17 protein-coding genes are annotated in these 20,069 nt (G+C 34.7%); 4 read left to right on the plus strand and 13 right to left on the minus strand.

Translation table 11 applies throughout. The annotated features are described in order from the left end of the window. Positions 1 to 7 precede the first annotated feature (7 nt). The 8 genes from prmC to kal form a co-directional block, all read right to left on the minus strand. On the minus strand, positions 8 to 865 hold the full coding sequence (prmC, locus tag BO51_RS01465) for a peptide chain release factor N(5)-glutamine methyltransferase (protein WP_496483266.1): 858 nt from the start codon (positions 863 to 865) through the stop codon (positions 8 to 10). Beyond that, the gene (locus BO51_RS01470) at positions 856 to 1,821 is read right to left on the minus strand and encodes a DUF1385 domain-containing protein (RefSeq protein ID WP_496483268.1); all 966 of its coding nucleotides are present in this window, start codon (positions 1,819 to 1,821) and stop codon (positions 856 to 858) included. The genes prmC and BO51_RS01470 overlap by 10 nt, the downstream gene beginning before the upstream one ends. Positions 1,822 to 1,885: 64 nt before the next feature. After that, a complete protein-coding gene (gene rpmE / locus BO51_RS01475; protein WP_496483270.1) occupies positions 1,886 to 2,086 on the minus strand; it encodes a 50S ribosomal protein L31 in 201 nt (66 codons plus the stop codon). A gap of 86 nt (positions 2,087 to 2,172) precedes the next feature. Further along, positions 2,173 to 3,573 (minus strand): transcription termination factor Rho, encoded by a 1,401-nt coding sequence (gene rho, locus BO51_RS01480; RefSeq protein ID WP_496483272.1) that lies wholly within the window; start codon positions 3,571 to 3,573, stop codon positions 2,173 to 2,175. An 18-nt stretch (positions 3,574 to 3,591) separates the two neighbouring features. Beyond that, on the minus strand, positions 3,592 to 4,560 hold the full coding sequence (gene glpX / locus BO51_RS01485) for a class II fructose-bisphosphatase (RefSeq protein WP_496483274.1): 969 nt from the start codon (positions 4,558 to 4,560) through the stop codon (positions 3,592 to 3,594). A gap of 11 nt (positions 4,561 to 4,571) precedes the next feature. After that, the gene (fsa, locus tag BO51_RS01490; protein ID WP_496483276.1) at positions 4,572 to 5,219 is read right to left on the minus strand and encodes a fructose-6-phosphate aldolase; all 648 of its coding nucleotides are present in this window, start codon (positions 5,217 to 5,219) and stop codon (positions 4,572 to 4,574) included. Positions 5,220 to 5,387: 168 nt separating this feature from the next. Beyond that, complete coding sequence (gene kce / locus BO51_RS01495) at positions 5,388 to 6,212, minus strand: 3-keto-5-aminohexanoate cleavage enzyme (protein ID WP_496483277.1); 825 nt, start codon at positions 6,210 to 6,212, stop codon at positions 5,388 to 5,390. A gap of 12 nt (positions 6,213 to 6,224) precedes the next feature. Continuing rightward, on the minus strand, positions 6,225 to 6,608 hold the full coding sequence (gene kal, locus BO51_RS01500) for a 3-aminobutyryl-CoA ammonia lyase (protein WP_496483278.1): 384 nt from the start codon (positions 6,606 to 6,608) through the stop codon (positions 6,225 to 6,227). A gap of 210 nt (positions 6,609 to 6,818) precedes the next feature. Here kal and BO51_RS01505 point away from each other — a divergent pair, with 210 nt between their 5' ends. The 3 genes from BO51_RS01505 to BO51_RS01515 are packed head-to-tail and all read left to right on the plus strand — an operon-like array spanning position 6,819 to position 10,835. Then, positions 6,819 to 7,484 carry an ABC transporter ATP-binding protein gene (locus BO51_RS01505; protein ID WP_496483280.1) on the plus strand — a complete coding sequence of 222 codons (666 nt, stop codon included), beginning with the start codon at positions 6,819 to 6,821 and terminating at the stop codon, positions 7,482 to 7,484. Next, positions 7,481 to 9,535, plus strand: a complete 2,055-nt coding sequence (locus BO51_RS01510) for a COG1361 S-layer family protein (RefSeq protein ID WP_496483282.1) — start codon at positions 7,481 to 7,483, stop codon at positions 9,533 to 9,535. The genes BO51_RS01505 and BO51_RS01510 overlap by 4 nt, the downstream gene beginning before the upstream one ends. Further along, positions 9,528 to 10,835, plus strand: a complete 1,308-nt coding sequence (locus BO51_RS01515) for an ABC transporter permease (RefSeq protein ID WP_496483284.1) — start codon at positions 9,528 to 9,530, stop codon at positions 10,833 to 10,835. The genes BO51_RS01510 and BO51_RS01515 overlap by 8 nt, the downstream gene beginning before the upstream one ends. Positions 10,836 to 10,842: 7 nt before the next feature. Here BO51_RS01515 and pyrG read toward each other — a convergent pair whose 3' ends face one another. Beyond that, a complete protein-coding gene (gene pyrG, locus BO51_RS01520) occupies positions 10,843 to 12,465 on the minus strand; it encodes a CTP synthase (protein ID WP_496483285.1) in 1,623 nt (540 codons plus the stop codon). 137 nt (positions 12,466 to 12,602) lie between these two features. Here pyrG and BO51_RS01525 point away from each other — a divergent pair, with 137 nt between their 5' ends. Beyond that, complete coding sequence (locus BO51_RS01525) at positions 12,603 to 13,196, plus strand: S-layer homology domain-containing protein (protein ID WP_496483287.1); 594 nt, start codon at positions 12,603 to 12,605, stop codon at positions 13,194 to 13,196. A 25-nt stretch (positions 13,197 to 13,221) separates the two neighbouring features. On the opposite strand, the gene BO51_RS01530 is transcribed toward BO51_RS01525, so the two are convergent. The 4 genes from BO51_RS01530 to BO51_RS01545 form a co-directional block, all read right to left on the minus strand. Further along, positions 13,222 to 15,579, minus strand: coding sequence for a Lon protease family protein (locus tag BO51_RS01530; RefSeq protein WP_496483289.1), 2,358 nt, complete (start codon positions 15,577 to 15,579; stop codon positions 13,222 to 13,224). 159 nt (positions 15,580 to 15,738) lie between these two features. Continuing rightward, a complete protein-coding gene (locus BO51_RS01535) occupies positions 15,739 to 16,320 on the minus strand; it encodes an SOS response-associated peptidase (protein WP_496483291.1) in 582 nt (193 codons plus the stop codon). After that, positions 16,321 to 17,490 carry an MFS transporter gene (locus BO51_RS01540; protein ID WP_496483293.1) on the minus strand — a complete coding sequence of 390 codons (1,170 nt, stop codon included), beginning with the start codon at positions 17,488 to 17,490 and terminating at the stop codon, positions 16,321 to 16,323. 227 nt (positions 17,491 to 17,717) lie between these two features. After that, positions 17,718 to 19,850 carry an adenosylcobalamin-dependent ribonucleoside-diphosphate reductase gene (locus tag BO51_RS01545; protein ID WP_496483295.1) on the minus strand — a complete coding sequence of 711 codons (2,133 nt, stop codon included), beginning with the start codon at positions 19,848 to 19,850 and terminating at the stop codon, positions 17,718 to 17,720. Positions 19,851 to 20,069 lie beyond the last annotated feature (219 nt).

A 20,069-nucleotide genomic window follows, 5' to 3' on the forward strand; every position in this document is an offset into this window, starting at 1 on the left:
CCCACCTCTAATCTTTATGCGCCACAACTACTCTGTCTCTTTTTTCTAAATCTTTAATAATTGAGATATCTCTATAACCTAAATCATCAAGTATATTTCTAACACTCTCTCCTTGCTTTAAACCTATCTCAAATGCGAGTAAACCTCCAGTTTTAAGAAAATACCTTGCATCAGCAGAGATGCTCTTATAGTACTCAAGTCCGTCATCTCCGCCAAACAACGCAATTTGTGGTTCATATTGAACTTCTTTTTGCAATTCCTTCATTTCCTCTCTATCGATATATGGAGGATTTGAAACTATTATGTCAAATTCCTCTTTGTTGGGTTTGTTTAAAAAAACTTCGAATAAGTCACTTTTAAGCAAAGTAACATTTGAAACGTTTAAATTATCTTGATTTTCTTTTGCAATTTTCAAAGCTTCTTCTGATATATCCACTCCAATTAATTCACCATTTGGACAATTTTTAGCGATCGAAAGAATTATAGCACCGCTTCCGACTCCTATCTCTAAGAGTTTATAATTCATTAAATTATTGTCATTGATGTAATCTATGATATATGAAACTAATATTTCAGTGTCAGCACGAGGAATGAGCACTCCTTCTCTCACTTTAAAGTTGTAGCCGAAGAACTCCACTTCTCCTAGCAGATACTGCAGAGGATAGCCGTTTTTCCTCTTATCTATTAATAAAAAATATTCATCTTGCAAACTTTCTTCTACTTGTAGATCTCCATGAGCATAGAGAAATGATTTGTCGACGTTCAATAATTTTGACAATATGACTTGTGATTCTAAACGAGGATTTGAGTTTGGATTTTGTTTTAACAATTCCGTTCCCTTTTTCAGCAACTCTTTTATTGCCACAAGTCTTCCTCCTTATTCTCAGGAATAACTGCCTCCAATGCTTTTATGGCAACTTCAATTTGTGAATCGTCTGGTTCTTTTACTGTCGCGTATTTTTGTATTAATAATCCAGGATAAGAGAGATAATAGCAAAATTTAGAATTGCTCTTGCCAATAAATCTATTTATCTCGTAGGAAATGCCTGCTATCACTGGCAACATAATAATCCTCGTGACAATTCTCATGATTGGATTTGGCCAACCGAAAAATGACAATACCACTATGCTAACAATCATTACCATAAAAAGAAAACTCGTTCCGCATCTTGGATGCAATATTGAATATTTCTTAACATTTTCGACAGTGAGCTCCTCTCCGTTTTCGTATGCATGTATGCTTTTATGTTCTGCACCATGGTACTCAAAGACTCTTCTTACATCTTCCAGCTTTGAAACCCAGACCACATATATGAAGAAAATGAAAATCCTTATCAAACCTTCGATTAGATTTAATAAAACTGAACTTTCTACTCTCTTAGTGAAGAAGTTCGTCAAAAAGTTCGGAAGAATCATAAAGACAACGACAGCAATAGCAATAGACAAAAATACTGTCAATCCCATTGCGACATCATCTGACTTTTCTTTGAATATTCTATTGAAAAGGCTCTCTTTTTCTTCTACTTTTGTATCATTTGGATTCTCATCAAAAAATTCAGCAGAATACATCAAAGCGCTCATTCCAACTTTTAGTGAATCTACTAAGCCCAACATTCCCCTTATTATTGGCAATGAAGCAATTTTATTTTTCTTGTTGAGCGGCAAAGATTTCTCTACTTTTAAGTCAATATCTCCATCAGGTTTTCTAACTGCAATTGAAACTTTTTCAGGGCCTCTCATGAGGATACCCTCAATCAGGGCTTGTCCACCTATCGAAGTCTTATGAATTGGTTTAGATATCACTTTTATATTTTCAGCCATTTTATTCTTCCCCTCTAAAAAAATAAGGTTAGATGCACACGCAGCTAACCTAGTCTTTGAGAAATTAGTCGATATTGTATTTCTTCTTAAATTTCTCTACACGTCCACCTCTTTCTACAAGCTTTTGTTTGCCTGTAAAGAATGGGTGGCATTCTGAACAAATTTCTACTCTTAGCTCTTCTTTAGTTGAGCCTGTTGTAAAAGTATTTCCACAAGCGCAAGTAACTGTCGCTTGTTTGTATTCTGGATGAATATTTGGTTTCATTCTTTTCACCTCTCTTCGAAGAGTTTCGTACGTTTAACTCTAAACATCAGCTCAATTATTGTATCACAAATTTTTATATATTTCAACTATAACCAAATTTTATTTCTCATTTCTTCAATAAATTCTTCATTGGTCTTTGTTGATACTATTTTATTTATTAAAAACTCAGTTACTTCCTGAGTAGATGCATTTCCAAAAGCTTTTCTCATAGCCCACACTGTTTCTAACTCTTTCTGGCTCATTAAAAGCTCTTCTTTTCTAGTACCTGATTTATATATGTCAATTGCAGGGAATATTCTCTTTTCTGATAACTTTCTATCCAAGTGAATTTCCATATTTCCTGTGCCTTTGAATTCTTCAAAGATAACATCGTCCATTCTGCTGCCTGTCTCAACTAAAGCGGTAGCGAGAATAGTAAGACTCCCACCTTCTTCTAAATTTCTAGCTGCACCGAAAAATCTCTTAGGTTTGTGAAGTGCTCCTGGATCAAGTCCTCCAGATAGAGTCCTGCCAGTAGGAGGAATACTTAAATTATAAGCTCTTGCAAGTCTTGTTATGCTATCTAAAAGTATCACGACGTCTTTCCCATGCTCTACTAATCTCTTTGCTCTTTCCAAAACCATTTCAGCTACTCTTGTGTGGTTTTTAGGGAGTTCATCAAAAGTGGAGTAGACAACTTCTCCTTTTACAGATCTTTTCATGTCGGTAACTTCTTCAGGTCTTTCATCGATTAGCAAAATTATCATCTCCACTTCAGGATGATTTTTTGCAATCCCATTTGCTATCATCTTTAAGAGAGTTGTCTTACCAGCTTTAGGAGGGGATACTATCATTCCTCTTTGACCTTTTCCAATTGGGGCTACCAAGTCTATTATTCGTGTAGCGTATTCTGTAGGGCTCGTTTCAAGTCTTAATCTCTCATTTGGGTAAATTGGGGTTAAGCTTTCAAAGTCAGGTCGATTGATTGCTGTAGCGGGGGGCATGTCATTAACCGCTTTTACATATAGTAAAGCGCTAAATTTTTCTCCCTGCTTAGGAGGTCTGGTTATCCCTGTTATTTTATCTCCTGTCTGAAGATGAAATCTTCTTATTTGGGAAGGGGAGATGTATATATCATCATCTCCCGGCATATAGTTTTGACGCCTTAAAAAACCATATCCATCTGTGTGAAGTTCTAATATTCCTTCTGCTAAGTCAATATCTTCTAATTGCTCCATTTCAACGCTGGCATTTTCAGATAAGTCTTCTATATCCATGTCTTTAATGTCAATTTTGATATCCTCTTTGTCTTCTTCATTTTCTAATATTCCAGCATCAATTTCTTCATATATATCCAAGTCCTCGTTAGAATCTTCATAAGGTTCTTTTCCCATTATTAAATTTATGAGTTCATCTTTCTTGTATTTATAGTAGCCTGGTATATTGTATGCTTTTGCAATTTCTCTTAATTCTTGTAATTTCTTACTGTATAAAATATCCTGATCCAAGATCACACCTCTTAACTATTATTTTGCATATCCAGGTTTTTTATCGAGTTGATGTATCGACTTTATAAATCTAACAGTACCTGTTTCTGCTCTTAATACTAAAGTTTCAGTAGTCGCTTTATTGTTGTCTAAATATTTAACTCCTGCTAAGAGCTCACCATAAGTAACTCCAGTTGCAGAAAATGCGACTTCGTTTCCTTTTACTAAATCATCTGTCGTGTAGACTTTATCTAAATCTACACCCATTTTTTTACATCTTTCTATTTGTGCTTCATCTTCTGGAAGCAACACGCCTTGAATTTCTCCTCCTAAGCATTTGAGTGCGCATGCCGCTAATACTCCTTCTGGAGCCCCACCGCTGCCCAATAGAATATCTACATTGGCCTCCTCAAAGCAAGTGTTCATAGCACCCAAGACATCACCATCAGTTATGAATTTTATTCTAGCTCCAGCTTCTCTTATCTCTTTAACTAAATTTTTGTGTCTTTCTCTATCAAGGACACAAACAGTGACCTCTGAAACATCTTTGTTGAGAGCTTTCGAGACATTTAATATGTTCTCTTTAACAGAAGCCTTGATGTCAATTACCCCTTTAGCCTTTGGGCCAACAGCGATTTTGTCCATGTACATGTCTGGGGCGTTGAGTAAACACCCTCTTGGTGCGACTGCTACAACAGATATAGCATTCGGATACCCATTTGCCACAGATTGTGTGCCGTCCAGTGGATCGACTGCAATATCTACCTTCATGCAGCCTTCAGTTGAGTGACCTATTTGCTCACCGATATATAGCATAGGAGCCTCATCCATTTCCCCTTCTCCTATTACTACAACTCCGTCGATGTTTATTGTGTCAAACATTCTTCTCATCGCATCGACCGCTAACTGATCTGCCTCATTTTTATCTCCTCTACCCATGAGTTTTGCACTTGAAAGTGCAGCAGCCTCAGTTACTCTGGCTAAATTAATTGCAAGACTTCTATCCATTTTTCTCCCCCTTATTTAGTTTTAACTCCTTCCCAGTCCTTTAAGAACCTTTCAATACCACTATCAGTCAAAGGATGGTTTAACATTTGCAAGAATACTTTATAAGGTATCGTAGCAATATGTGCTCCAGCTTTAGCTGATTCTATTACATGCATCGGATGCCTTATGCTTGCAGCAATTACCTCCGTTTGAATTGAATAGTTGTTAAATATTTGAACTATATCTTTGATAAGTGGTATTCCTTCTGTACTTATGTCGTCAAGCCTTCCGATAAATGGGCTTACGAAACTAGCTCCAGCTTTTGCAGCCAAAAGAGCTTGATTAGGAGTAAATACAAGGGTTACATTAGTCTTTATGCCCTCTTTTGATAAAACACTTACTGCTTTCAATCCCTCTTTAGTCATTGGTACTTTAATTGTGATATTCTTGTGGATTTTCGAAAGCTTCCTTGCCTCTTCTACCATGCCTTCCGCTTCTAGTGAAATTACCTCCGCGCTTATTGGTCCATCTACAATCTTAGTTATTTCTTCAACAACTTCCTCAAAAACCCTTCCTTCCTTCGCAATCAAACTCGGATTGGTCGTTACACCGCTTAGCACTCCCCAACTATTGACTTCTTTAATCTCATCAATGTTTGCTGTGTCAATAAATAGCTTCATAATTATTCTCCTTTCAATGGATATTAATAGAGCAATTTAATTCAAAACGACCTGCATATAAAAAGGAAAAAATGTGAAAAAATAGAGTGCCGTATATACAAGCCTATAGAAAAGATAATTGATACTAAGAATTCTTAGTATCAATTATATCACATCTATTTAAAATGTTTAAGCGTTTAATGGTTTTAAACCTAATATTTCTCTAGCTTCATTTGGAGTAGCAATTTCTCTTCCTAATTCTTTAGCAAGTCTTACTACTTTTTCCACTAATTCTCCATTGGATTTTGCCAATACTCCCTTTGAAATATAAATATTGTCTTCAAACCCTACTCTTACATGTCCACCCATTACGATAGCTAATGCTGCCATAGGGAATTGATTCTTGCCAATGCCTGCAACTGTCCAAGTAGATCCTTCTGGTATTGAATCGACAAGGAATGCTAAGTCTCTTGCTGTTGCTGTCATTTGAACACCCAAAACAAAATCAAAATGCATTGGCGCCTTTATAAAACCTTGTTTATTGTATTTTATGGCATAATCTACCATTCCTTTGTCAAAAACTTCAATTTCAGGTTTTATATTTCTTTCATTCATGATTCTGGCAAAATTCTTTATTGTATTTTCAGTGTTTACAAATATTTCGTCTCCGCCGAAGTTCAATGTTCCACAGTCAAGAGTTGCCATTTCAGGATACAATTCAGTTGGTTGAAGCCTTTCTTCATCAGTCATGCCAACTGCGCCACCAGTAGATGGTTGTATAATTACATCAGGGCATTTTGCTCTTATTGCGTCCATGCATTCCTTAAATCTTTCTTTTCTTTGAGTTGGAGTGCCATCATCTTCTCTGACATGTAGGTGAATGATGCTTGCTCCAGCTTTGTATGCACTTTCTGCTTCTCTGGCTATTTCCTCTACTGTGTAAGGAACACTTGGATTGTTTTCCTTTGTTACTTCAGCTCCACAAATTGCAGCAGTTATTATAAGTTTATCCATTATAATCACCTCTTATTTTCTTTTTTTATCTTTTGGCACAACGCAAGTTCCTTCTGCTATGCATACAACAATAGGCTCTTCCAATACATCGCATGCCGAATCATTTATGTCAGGTCTAGCTTGAATTACTTTTCTAGCTTCAAATTTCATCTTTCTTGAAGTGTTTCCAACACTTACTATCTCTCCGTATGCTTCTATATAATCCCCTGCGAACACAGGAGCTTTGAATTCTACTTTATCGTATGCCACAAATAATCCTTCATCGCCATCTTGTCTTATTAGTAGTTCAGTAGCTACATCTCCAAAGAGGCCTAGCATTCTTGCTCCATCGACTAAATTCCCGCCATAGTGTGCGTCATGTGCGCTCATTCTCATTCTTATCATAGCTTTTTCCATAATAATTCCTCCTATTATTTGATCTTTGTCTTAATTATAACATATAGAAAACGTTTCTTCTAGATGAATAAAATTTACTGATATTTAGAATTTTCGTAAACATTTTGTAACTACTTACAGCTCTAAGTATGATAAACTAATTAAAAGATCAGGAGGTGTTTTATTCTGGATGAAATAATAATAACCAAAAACTTAAGAAAAGTATATAAAATGGGCGATGAAAAGATAATTGCCTTAAATGATGTTAATCTCGAGATTTATAGGAAAGAAATTGTCTGTATAATTGGCGCTTCAGGTTCTGGAAAAAGTACGTTGTTAAATATGATGGCAGGGCTTGAAAAACCAACAAAGGGTGAAATAATTGTCAATAATATGCATTTAGAAAAAATGAACGAAAAACAATTGACTAAATTTAGACAGAAAAACATTGGATTTGTGTTCCAATCCTACAATCTTATACCAACTCTTACCGCATTAGAAAATGTAAGCTTAGTCCTTACCTTTAGAGGAGTCCCGAGAAAAGTTCGAGAAAAAAAGGCAACAGAAATGTTAAAAGATGTTGGATTAGGTAAAAGGTTACATCACAAACCATCTGAAATGAGTGGAGGTCAGCAGCAAAGAGTGAGCATTGCCAGGGCTTTCGTAGGAAACCCAAAGATCGTCTTTGCAGATGAACCCACGGGAAACTTAGATACTAAGACCTCCTTTGAGATCATGGATTTAGTGACCTCCATGGCAAAGGAGTTAAATCAGACTTTAATTATAGTCACTCATGATGACGAGATCTCAAGCTATGCAAACAGAATATTTCACATGAGAGACGGAAAAATCGAGAAGGTAGAAGAACTACCACTTAAAGGAGATGTTGTCAATTGAAAAGAATAATCAGCTTAACACTTGTCTTAATTTTTATTTTAATTCCACTTTCTGATTTATCATATGCATCAGCAACCTTTCCAGAGCCAAACATCACGATAAAAAATCAAGATATGCCTGAACTGCAAGCAGGAAAAGTGAATACTATAAAACTCCAGCTTGAAAATGCAAGCTCAGTATTTAATATTGTTTGTACACCTGAACTTGGAAAAGGCACACCTTTTTTGCCAAGCAATATAACTGAAAGTATTGCTATATCAAACCCTTATCAACCTTTTGAATTGAAATTAAACGTTCTACCAAATACAGCAGCGGGAATATACCCTTTAAAATTGAATTTTCAATATGATTATGTAACAAGAATATCTACAGATAATGGTACTATTGAAGAGTATGGAAGCGACAGCAGAGATATAACTGTGTATGTAAAGATAAGCAGTGCAGCGGTTCAACCAAAAATCTTAGTTACAAAACTTACTACAAATCCACAATTCATAGCAAAAGGGCAAAGCTTTCAAGCGAGCATATTCTTCCAAAATATTGGAGATGCAGACATAACAAATATTTCCACAAAATTGTCGGGGCTAAGCAAAGATACTATATTTTTAGAGTCAGGCTCTGATGCAGGATTTATCAAAAGCATAAAAGCTAATGGCAATGGATATATCACTTATAACTTAAAAGCAGCATCTACAGTAGCAAGTGGAACTTATGAATTGGAGATAACTTTTAAATACAATGGAATAGAGGAAACTCAAAAAGTTTATGTGACTATAAGCCAGTCCTCTACGCAATCCTCAAATGTAGTTATAAAAGACATGGTATTTGACACTAAGCAAATAACGCCTAATGACAATTTCCAAGTCAGCTTTAATCTATTGAATTCAGGTCCAATATCGGCGTCAAATATAATAATAAAAGCAGAAAGCCAAGATCCTCAAGTAGTTCCTAAAAGCACTTCAATAATAAAAATAGATAGTTTAAAATCTGGAGAAAGCAAAAATATTAGATTTTTATTCTCTCCGACACAAGATGCAATAACTAGAAATTATCCAATAAAGATAACTGTAGAATATCAAGATATGTACAGCGGAGCAGAAAAATATACATTTGAACAATATGTAGGATTGAATGCATATGTTGCAAGCAAACCAGGCGAAGATGATACTCCAAAGGGAAAGCCTAAATTGATCATAGATAAATACAGCTTTGAGCCTAAATTAGCAAAAGCTGGTCAAAATTTTACAATGAGTTTGTCATTCTTCAATACAAATAGCACAAAGACAGTCAAAAATATAAAAATATTCTTGACTGCAGATACTGTTACAAATCCGAACACTCAATCTTCTGGCGGAAGTGTATTTACTCCTGTCGATAGTTCAAATACATTTTATATCGATAGCATAGGTCCTAAAGGTAAAATCCAAAAGAACATTGTCATGTACACCGTCCCAGATGCACAGGCAAAGACTTATACGTTGACAGCGAATTTTGAATACGAAGATGCAAATGGAAATGAATACACAGCAACTGAATTGATTGGCGTCCCTGTTGTACAAGAGTCAAAGCTTGAAATAGGGGAATTGGGATATGTACCTGAAGCTTATGTGGGTCAATCAACACCAATATCTGTCGAATTTTTCAACACAGGCAAGGTCACATTGTACAATATGATGGTAAAGCTCGAAGGAGATTTTCAAACAGAAAATGGCCAATATTTTGTCGGAAATTTTGAATCAGGAAGTAGCGAATACTTTGAAGGTTATGTAATACCAAACCAAGCTGGTGAATTAAAAGGAGCATTAGTCTTTTCATTTGAAGACTCCACAGGTCAAATGCAAGAGATGAGAAAGGAATTTACTCTTAATGTCATGGAGATGGCACCTCAACCAGAGTTTCCCGAAGAGCCACCTATCGAAAATAACAATGGCGGAATAAATAAGTGGGTTTGGATTGGACTGGGTGCTGCAGCTCTAATTGTAATCGGAGTGATTGTCCATAAGAAAAGAAAATCCAAAAAAGAAATAGAGGATATAGAAATAAATGAATAGCATAGATCTCATTTATATGGGAATTAAAAACCTGTGGAGAAGGAAATTAAGGACATTTCTTACTGTTCTAGGAGTAATAATAGGTGCTTCATCTATCATTGTAATGCTAAGCATTGGCTTTGGATTAAGCCAAGCTTTTGAAGATCAATTATCCCAATGGGGAAGCTTAACCACTATAAATGTATATCCGAAATGGTCAGATCCAAGCATGCCAACTACGGGAAATACTCAAGTGTATCTAAACGATGAGGCAGTCACAAGCTTTAAATCGATATCTCATGTTGTCGCTGTGAACCCTATTGTTGAAACATATGGAACAGTGATAGATGGCAAATACATTTCAAATCTTCCAATTCGAGGAATTGATCCGAGCATAATGGAAGACTTTGGGTTTAAAATAGCTGATGGCAGGTTACTAGAGGAATCTGATGAAATGACAGCAGTCCTTGGAGGCCAAGTTGCAATGAGCTTTTACGATCCCAAAGCGAGAGTTTGGAGAGAACCGAAAGTGGATTTAATGAAAGACAAATTAGTCATCACATTAAACCCTAATTATGGATGGTCTGACCCTAATCAGGAAACAGTCAATTACAAGTCATATAAAATCAAAGTCGCAGGAATATTGACCGAGGACAATTACGAGTACAGTTACGCAGTTTACATGCCAATGGCTGATGTAAAAAAGATGATTAAAGAAAAAGAAAAGGCTGAAAATGCAAAGCCCAGTGCTAACAAAAGCAAAGATGAATATCAAAATATAACTGTTAAAGTTGACGATATGGACAATGTCAAAGATGTTCAAGACCAAATAAAAGCGCTAGGATACGAAGCATACAGTTTAAATGAGCAATTGGATTCCATGAAGCAAACTGCAAGGTCTATACAGCTCGCATTAGGTGGCATTGGAGCTATATCGCTATTAGTTGCTGCAATTGGAATAACCAACACAATGGTAATGAGCATATATGAAAGGACAAAAGAAATAGGGATAATGAAAGTAATTGGAGCCTCAATAAATGACATAAAAAGATTGTTTTTGTTTGAATCAGCCATGATTGGTTTATTAGGAGGGATACTCGGAATAGGAGTAAGCTATTTATTGTCTTTCCTAATAAATAAATTCGGAGGAAATTTTGGAAACTTTATGGGTACAGGCATGAATAGCAAAATTTCAATCATACCGATATGGTTAGTATTCGCAAGTCTTGCTTTTTCAGCACTGATTGGTGTTATATCCGGATATTACCCAGCAAGAAGAGCTATGAATATATCTGCAATAGATGCTATTAGAACTGAATAAGTCGGATCTAATGATCCGACTTATTTTTTTCTCTATACTCTAAACTCGCCCTAATAAAGTCTTTAAACAAAGGGTGACTTCTAGTTGGCCTTGATTTAAATTCTGGATGAAATTGAGAGCCGATAAACCATGGGTGATCAGCAATTTCTACCATTTCTACTAATCTGCCGTCTGGAGAAAGTCCTGAAAAAACCATTCCCTCATCTTGCATTGGTTTTCTAAATTCATTGTTGAATTCATATCTATGTCTGTGTCTTTCATATATTATTTCTTCATTGTATATATCTCTCGCTTTTGTGTTTTCCATCAATCTACAAGGATACACACCCAATCGCAAAGTGCCGCCTATTTTATCAATGTCTTTTTGATCAGGCATTAGATCTATGATTGGGTATTTAGTATCTTTATCAATCTCTGTACTATTTGCATTCTCTAATCCCAATACGTTTCTCGCAAATTCTATCGTCGCAAGCTGCATACCTAAGCATATGCCAAAATAAGGCACTTTATTTTCCCTTGCGTATCTTATAGAATTTATCATCCCCTCTATACCTCTGTCTCCAAAACCACCAGGAACAATTATTCCATCATATCCGCCTAATATAGCGTCAACGTTTTTATCATTTATCTCTTCGGAAGATATCATGTCAATGAAAACTTCTGCGTCATTGTAAATACCACCATGGTTTAGAGCTTCTATTACAGAAAGATATGCATCTTTAAGTTCCACATATTTCCCAACTAATGCAATTTTTACTAGTTTATTTAAGCTTTTAACTCTCTCTACGACTTTGTTCCACTCAGTTAAATCTAGTTTTTGACAATCTAGATTGAGGTGTTTAACCACCAATTCTCCTAGCCCTTGGTTTTCTAGCATTTGAGGGATTTCATAAATACTCTGAACATCACCATTTTCAATTACTTCATCTTTATCTAAATCACAAAAAAGTGCTATCTTTGCTTTAAGTTCTTCTCCTAGCGGTTTTTCAGTTCTGCAAATAAGTGCATCTGGCTGAATTCCAATACTTCTAAGTTCTTTCACGCTGTGTTGTGTTGGTTTAGTCTTTAATTCGCCAGCTTTGCTTAAGTAGGGAACCAATGTTACATGAATATACATGACATTTTCTTTTCCTACATCGTATTTGATTTGTCTTATAGCTTCTAAAAATGGCAATGACTCAATGTCACCTACTGTGCCACCAACTTCTGTAATAACAACATCTACATCTCTATCTTTTGATGCTCTGATTATTCTTTCTTTTATTTCATTAGTTATATGTGGTATTACTTGGACAGTTCTGCCGCCGTATTCTCCATTTCTCTCTTTATTTAATACTGACCAATAAACCTTTCCCGTTGTGACACTGCTATTTTTAGTTAAGTTTTCATCAATAAACCTCTCGTAATGTCCTAGATCAAGATCTGTTTCTGCGCCATCTTCTGTTACAAAAACCTCTCCATGTTGATATGGGCTCATAGTCCCAGGGTCTACATTTATATAAGGGTCAAATTTCTGAATTGTCACTTTTAATCCTCTGCTTTTTAACAATTGCCCTAGACTAGCTGCTGTTATGCCCTTTCCAAGTGAAGAAACAACTCCTCCTGTTACAAATATATATTTCGTATTCATAAAAACCTCCTCATCAAATATTCTATTAAAGATAATATGCTTTTTTAATGGATAAGACAAGTCTTAATTAACTGTAATATTAATTTAATATAAAACAAGTAAATTTATAGTATAATTAGATAAAAGGAAGGGGTAATATGAAAAAATTAGTGGCATTGTTTATAGTATTTTCTTTATTTTTGTACATACCATTTAATGTTGGATACGCAGACAATGTAAAGATAGCTGAACAATTAAATAAGCTTGGGATATTAACTGGTGATGGAAACGGAAATTTAAATTTAGATGACAATTTGAAAAGGCAAGATATGGTTGTAATAATTAGCAGACTTCACAAAGAAGAAAATACCGCTAAGTCATATCCTGTAGTAAATAAATTTGATGATTTTACTCAAGATAATTCATTTTATCACAGCTATATAAGCTGGGCAGTAAATAAAAAACTCATAGAAGGTGTAGGAAATAATAAATTTGGATTTGATGATGCCGTTACTGTAATACAATTTCAAACCGTGTTGTTGAGAGCATTAGGCTATACTGAAGAAGCTAAATTAAGTGATTCAATACCTGATATAGCTAAAAAAATCGGGCTAATGGAAGGTGTCAGCGGCTTATCTTATAAAGACAATTTGACAAGAGGCGACATGGCTGTCATGATTTACAACGCTTTGAACATCAGAGCAAAAGGAAGTCCTTTAAAATTATCCGAGATATTGAAAGTAGATTTATAAAGTGGAGATTAATCTCCACTTTATATTATTTTTCTTCTTTATTCTTGTCTTCATTTATCTTTTTTAAATTTGCAAAAATTGCTTCATCTAATTCTTCCATTGTTTTATCAAACATTATCTTTACACCATCTTTTACATCTTCGATAGCGTAAATATTAAATTTCCCTTCTCTCACTTTTTCTACAACTTCATCTTTCAAAATTAAATTTTTCACATTGCTCTTTGGAATTATAACGCCTTGTTCCCCTGTAAAACCTATTTCTTTGCACAATCTAAAAAACCCTTCAATTTTTTCGTTAACTCCCCCAATTGGCTGTACCCTGCCTTTTTGATTCATAGACCCGGTTATGGCAATGGACTGTTTTATAGGATACCCTGATAAAGCTGAAAGAATAGCGTAAAGCTCAGCACAGGAAGCACTGTCTCCTTCTATATAGGAATAGCTTTGTTCAAAACCTAGACCTATGGTAACTCCAAGAGGTTTTTCTTTAGCATATCTCTCACCAATATAACCGTTTAATGTCAATACTCCTTTAGTGTGGATTGGCCCACTTTGTTTTGTCTCTCTCTCTATATTTAGTATCCCATCTCTTCCACTGTAAACAGTTGCGGTTATCTTATTTGGCTTTCCAAAAGAATATTCACCTGTGCCAATTACAGCAAGTCCATTTATTTCTCCAACTCTCACTCCGTCTATGTCAAGTATTAAAGTGCCTTCTTTAAACATCTCGTTTATCTTTTCTTCATATTTATTTACTCTGGAGATTTTCTCATCAATGGCACGTAATACATGGCTCTCATTTACTAAATCAGCTTTTTCTTCATTTGCCCAAAAATCAGCTTCATATAGGATTTCAATTATTTGATTAAAATTTGTGCTTAATTTATCTTTATGCTCAGCAATTCTTGAACTATATTCAATAATTCTCTCTACTGCTTTTTTATCTAAATGTCTAAGCCCATTTGTCTTACACTGATTTGCAATAAAGTATCCCATGTTTGCTAAGTTTTGTGAATCCTTGTTCATTTCCACGTCAAAATCAGCCATTACTTTAAATAATTTCCTAAAATCATCATCATATGTGTACAGTAAATCATATGTGTATATATCTCCAATTATTATGACTTTGACATCTAGCGGTATTGGCTCAGGCTTTAATGAATCTGTGATCGCAAGCCCAATAAGTCTATTGTAGTTTTCAATATTTATTTCCTCAGTCTTTAATGCTCTCTTTAGCATTTCCCAAGATATAGGATTGTTTAATATCTCTCTCATCTGAAAAATAATATATCCGCCATTTGCTTGGTGTAATGAGCCAGGCTTTATTTGAGTGAAATCCGTCGTCAAAACTCCCATTAAGCTCTTGTATTCTACATTTCCCATTAGATTTATATACACTGGGTTTGTCTCATTTATGATAGGTGCATGCTCTAAATCAGAATTATCGACAAACAAATTGACTGTGTATCTTGTGAAAAAACTTTCCTCCATGTTTTCATAAAATGGAAATCCATAATTCATGGGCGTGAGTTTCTTTTTAAATCTATTGATGTTCTCCATGATATCTGCTTCAAGTCTTTCAAAGAAATTTTTAGTTTTATCAGAACCATCGTATTTATTTATCAATTTATTGATTTGAAAAGTAACCACTTCACTAGCTAAAGTCTTATCAAGCTGTATAAGGCTTTTTTCTAATTCTTCATCTAACAATCTTAAAGCATCAAACTCTTCAACTGTGGCACTTCTTAGCTCCTCATAAGAGGTTATCAACTTTTCTCTCTCTTCAATGGAAAGGTTCGCATATTCTTCTTCACTCATTGGCCTTCCATTTCTAACAGGAATAGAGACTAGTCCTGTTTCGCTTGGCGTATACACAAAGCCATATTTCATTGACTTCTCATTTAATTTTTTGACAATATCCGCTTTCTTTTGGTTTATAACTTTGAAAATATCATTCATTCTAGTTTCATATTCAATGCCTTGAAATTTTTCAGGAATCTCTTTTCTTAAATCATTAACTGCTCCCTCTAAATCTTTTTTAAATTCTTTGCCCATGCCTGCTTCAAATGACAGAGCTTGAGGACTATCTGGATTTGAGAAATTAAACACATAAACCCAATCCTTTGGGACAGGTCTTTTGTTCGCAAACTCTTCTGCAATAGAGTATGCAAAGCTGCTCCTTCCAGTTCCACTCATGCCAGAAACATATATGTTGTAACCTTTTTTCTCCATCATAAGACCAAATTGTAGAGCTTTTGTTCCTCTTTCTTGACCTATTATCCCTCTTAGAGGTTCTAAGTCTTTTGTAGTTATAAAATCAAACTTATCTAAAGAACAATTGCTCTTTAAGTCTTCAGGATTCAGCCTATATTCTTTAACCATTTATAACCCACCCCCTATGAATATGTATTATATACCCAAATAAATTATAAATGCACTTAATACATAAGTGCATTTATAAATATAGGTAGTATCATAGCCAAAGCTAAAATCACCACTAAAATACGAGATATTAATTTGTTGTTTAACATTTACTCACCCCTAACTTACTATAAAATCACCATTGAAAGATTTTAAAATATCCTTTAATATATTTATATTTTCCTCTTTTGGGTTAAGCCAAATATCCTCTGCTTCTTTCTCTAAAATTGAAGGCATTCTATCGTGTATATTTGCAATTTTCTCATTTGAAGCTGTAGTTATAATTACAAATGACAGGTATTTTTCTTGGCCTAAAGTGTAAATATTGTATATACCAGCTAATGAAAATATAGAGGTGTCCCCTAGGCTAATTCTTCTTTTGATTTTCTTTCCATTCACCTCTTGCCATTCATAATAACTATCTACTGGTATTATACACCTTCTGTTAAAAAAAGCATCTTTGAATGTGTCTTTTTTATCTATCGTTTCACTTCTTGCATTGATCAGAGGTCTTTTTGAAAAATTAGTTGGAAATCCCCATTTTAGACCTCTTATCTCCCTTTCATTAAATTCCAAAACAGCTAAAGCTTTTTCAGCGGGAAATATTTCGCTTTTAGGGCTATACTCACCTGCTTTGTTCACAGCTTTATACCTTATAATCAAATCTTCCATATCTTTGTCAAGAGAATATCTTCCACACATTTAAATCTCCCCTAGCCTTTTTTGATATGCCATATATCCTGCTAAAATTATATAAGACAAACCCAATGCGAATATAGATACTAAAAATGGAAATCTGTTGTTAATAGCATAAATAAAACCTGCAACTAGCGCTCCAAGCATTTCTCCTAAAGATTTTGAAGCATTGAATATCCCTGATAATAGACCGGGATTGTCTTTATTTTTCTCAACTGCAAAGCTCTGCAATATAGGTAATTGAATTGTATTTAAAGTAAAGTAAATCAAGCTTGACAGTAAAAATATTATATTGTTGCTTTCTATATATATGAGCATTGAAATGACTGTTGAAATAAAAATCGAATATCTAAGAGCCTTCTTTAAATCAAAATGTTTTATCAAATACACGTTTATAGTTAAGTTGCTGACCAGTCCCAATATCCCTGTCAAAGCTTTAAAAACTCCATTTATAATTGGCATAAACTTAAGTTCGTCTCTCAAATAGTAGTTGAAGGCATTGTTGGTCGAAGAAAAAGCTAAAAAAATCAGAAATGTTACAATCAAAAAAATGATCGTCCAAGGTGATTTTATGCTTTTAATTTTTTTCGTATCTACCAATTTATAACTTACGTTTGCTCCATCTAGTAAACTCTTTTTAGGGATATCTTCTGTGAAAATCATAAAAGATATGCTGACTAAAATCATTCCTAAACCTTGTATATAAAAAACATATCTAATAGGAAGATACCCTAAAAGTCCACCAATCAAAAAACCAATCGAAGTAAAAATACTAAGTACTGCTGAATATGTCGCCATATTCTTTGATAGATTATCAGAACTATCTATCTCTACTATCATTGCCATAAGTCCAACAACCATTCCACCGGTAAACCACCCTGCCATAGCTCTGAGTGCCAGTATTTGCCAAAGATTATTTGAAAATCCATATAGGAATTGCGCTAGTCCATAAAAAAAAGTAGAGACTACTAAAGTCTTCTTCCTGCTGTATTTATCTCCTATCGCTCCCCAAAATGGAGATGATAAAAACGAAAAAAACACCATCATCGCATACGATGTACCAAACACATGGCTTGGCAAATCTAATTCCTCAAAAAAAGCTGGATTTACTGGATGATGAAAATTCATCAATGCCCACATAAACCCTGCAAATATCATCAACTTTTTAAAACTCATATGATTCTCCCATAAATGTTTTTATAAATTATATCATATATAAAAAATAGTTGTATAAAAAAATAGAGGTTTCCCTCTATTTTTTATTAATCCTCTTCATAGAAAATCTTTGCATTTGGATCTATTTCTCCAATTTTTAAATATCTGCTCTTGTAGTCCCTCAATAGTCTGAAAAAAACAACCTCTGTCTTTTTATTCGACAGAGGCTATTTTAACTTAATTATTTATCATACAGCACAAGGGCTATATCCACAGTCTTGACATTCTTCACAACCACCAGAGTGGTTCATTTTCCCACCGCACATTGGACATGTGTCAGGGTCTTTCTTTAGTTCTTCTTCAGCTAATTTATTTATCTCTTCTTTTAATTCATCTATCTTTTCCAAATTTGTCTTTTTCTTTTTATCTGTTATCAAAATTCCGCTTCTTGCGCAACCATCTCTGTATATAGTTGCTCCCTTAAGTCCTCTTTCCCAAGCATACATATACAGATCTTCAACTTCTTCAACACTAAATTCATTTGGAACATTTACAGTGGAAGAAATGCTTGCATCAATGTATTGCTGCCATGCAGCTTGTACTTCAATCCTCTCTCTGTAATTCAAATTGGATGTAGTAACTATGAAATCTGGCAATTCCTCCTCATAGGAAATATTGTTTTTATCCATATATTCCTTGACAATTGGTGTGAATACTTTGTAATAAGTGTCTTCAGAGTGAAGCGATTCAGATTTTCTTGTATACGCTACCTGAAATATCGGCTCTACACCATTGCTGCAGCCTATAAGAGTAGATATGCTTCCAGTTGGAGGTATAGTTAAAAGTTGGCTATTTCTTAAACCATGTTCTTTAATGAGTTCTAGTACATCGTCATCAGCATTGGAAATTAAAAATGGCGAAGCTAACACCGCGTCTCTTCTATATTTTGGATAAGGTCCATATTTAGAAGCAAGCAGAGCCGATTGTCTTAGCGCTTCATTTATCATTATCCTACCTATTTGGTGAATGAGTGATATAGATTCGCTGCTGCCGTATCTTATACCCATCTTTATAAACATGTCGGCAAGCCCCATTATTCCCAATCCTATTTGTCTATACGCTTTAGACATTTCCCTTTGTTCTTTGAGAGCATGCAAGTTCATGTTCTCATCTAATACTTCATTGAGATAGATTACTCCATTTCTTACCATTTCGCCAAATCTCTCAAATTCAAATCTTGCATACTTAGTAAATGGGTGTTTTACAAACTCACTCAAATTTATAGAAGATAGGTTGCAGCTTCCAAAAGCTGGTAATGTTTCTTCTGCGCAAGGGTTTACACCAGCAAATTCAAATTCATCATCTTCGCTCAATAAATGCCATGAATTAATTCTATCTACAAATAAAACCCCCGGCTCTGCCATGTTCCAATTGTTATATGCAATTTTTCTAAATATATCCCTAGCTCTCACTATTTTCTCTATCTCTTCGCCCGTCGCATCCACTTTAAAATACAATTTAAAATCCTTATCCTCTTTCACAGCTTTCATGAATTCATCTGTGATATTTACTGAAATATTCGCGTAAGTCACTTTGGATAAGTCATTTTTAACATCTATAAAATCTTCAATGTCAGGATGGTTTATATCCATATTAAGCATAAGAGCTCCACGTCTGCCTCTCATACCAATAAGGCCGGTTACCATTGAGAACAGATCCATAAAGCTAACTGCCCCAGTAGTTGTGCTGGCAGCATTGTTGACTTTAGCACCTTTTGGTCTTAGTTTTGATATGCTAAGTCCAACTCCGCCACCGTAAGAATATGTCTTAGCCATGTATTTTGCAGTGTCAAATATAGATTCAATATTGTCCTCGACTTTTGGCATTACATAGCAATTGCTCAAAGTTACTTTTCTGCCTAATTTGTTCAAGCCTCTACCTGCTAAAATTCTCCCAGCTGGCATGAATTTTTTGTCTTTGATTGCTTTTTTTATAGGGCCGTTTCCACCGCTTACTCTTTCAAGAAAATCTTCAAAGGATTCAGCATCATATCTGTATTTTTTTTCGTATATATCTCTTTGAAGATCAGACATGCTCCAACCTTGTTCTCTTAGCTTTGCCCTTTCTTCACGGTAAATTATATACTTCCTAGCAACCTCTGGTCTTGATTTCATAAGCTCAACTTCTACAAAGTCTTGTATTTGTTCAATATTTACCACATCCAAGTCTTTGAAAGTTTCATATGCCTTTTGGCTGATCTCCTTTGCCAGAGCTTCGTCTATGCCCTTTTCGGTTTCCTCCATAGCTTTTTTTACAGCTATTTCAATCTTTTCGCCTTCAAAATCAACTATCTTGCCATTCCTCTTCTCGACCCTAACCATTCAAAATCCTCCTCTATCCTCAATATCATCATATACTATATACTATATATTGTATATTGTTTGTATTTGTATACTATATGTATAATATAGCACTCAAAGACAACTTTAACAAGAGGATAATTATTAATGTTTTTTCATTTGTTTCATTGAAATAGATAAAGTTTGTGGGAAAGTACCAAAGTGGAAATAATCTGTTTTTATTTCCACTGTATAAATAGC

The organism is Soehngenia saccharolytica DSM 12858 (assembly GCF_059568515.1).

Coding starts and splice junctions, on each gene's coding strand:
- BO51_RS01530 (WP_496483289.1), bottom strand. CDS start 15,579: ATGGTTAAAGAATATAGGCTGAATCCTGAAGACTTAAAGAGCAATTGT.
- fsa (WP_496483276.1), bottom strand. CDS start 5,219: ATGAAGCTATTTATTGACACAGCAAACATTGATGAGATTAAAGAAGTC.
- BO51_RS01470 (WP_496483268.1), bottom strand. CDS start 1,821: ATGGCTGAAAATATAAAAGTGATATCTAAACCAATTCATAAGACTTCG.
- BO51_RS01535 (WP_496483291.1), bottom strand. CDS start 16,320: ATGTGTGGAAGATATTCTCTTGACAAAGATATGGAAGATTTGATTATA.
- BO51_RS01525 (WP_496483287.1), top strand. CDS start 12,603: ATGAAAAAATTAGTGGCATTGTTTATAGTATTTTCTTTATTTTTGTAC.
- glpX (WP_496483274.1), bottom strand. CDS start 4,560: ATGGATAGAAGTCTTGCAATTAATTTAGCCAGAGTAACTGAGGCTGCT.
- BO51_RS01545 (WP_496483295.1), bottom strand. CDS start 19,850: ATGGTTAGGGTCGAGAAGAGGAATGGCAAGATAGTTGATTTTGAAGGC.
- kal (WP_496483278.1), bottom strand. CDS start 6,608: ATGGAAAAAGCTATGATAAGAATGAGAATGAGCGCACATGACGCACAC.
- pyrG (WP_496483285.1), bottom strand. CDS start 12,465: ATGAATACGAAATATATATTTGTAACAGGAGGAGTTGTTTCTTCACTT.
- BO51_RS01540 (WP_496483293.1), bottom strand. CDS start 17,490: ATGAGTTTTAAAAAGTTGATGATATTTGCAGGGTTTATGTGGGCATTG.
- BO51_RS01505 (WP_496483280.1), top strand. CDS start 6,819: ATGGGCGATGAAAAGATAATTGCCTTAAATGATGTTAATCTCGAGATT.
- rpmE (WP_496483270.1), bottom strand. CDS start 2,086: ATGAAACCAAATATTCATCCAGAATACAAACAAGCGACAGTTACTTGC.
- BO51_RS01515 (WP_496483284.1), top strand. CDS start 9,528: ATGAATAGCATAGATCTCATTTATATGGGAATTAAAAACCTGTGGAGA.
- kce (WP_496483277.1), bottom strand. CDS start 6,212: ATGGATAAACTTATAATAACTGCTGCAATTTGTGGAGCTGAAGTAACA.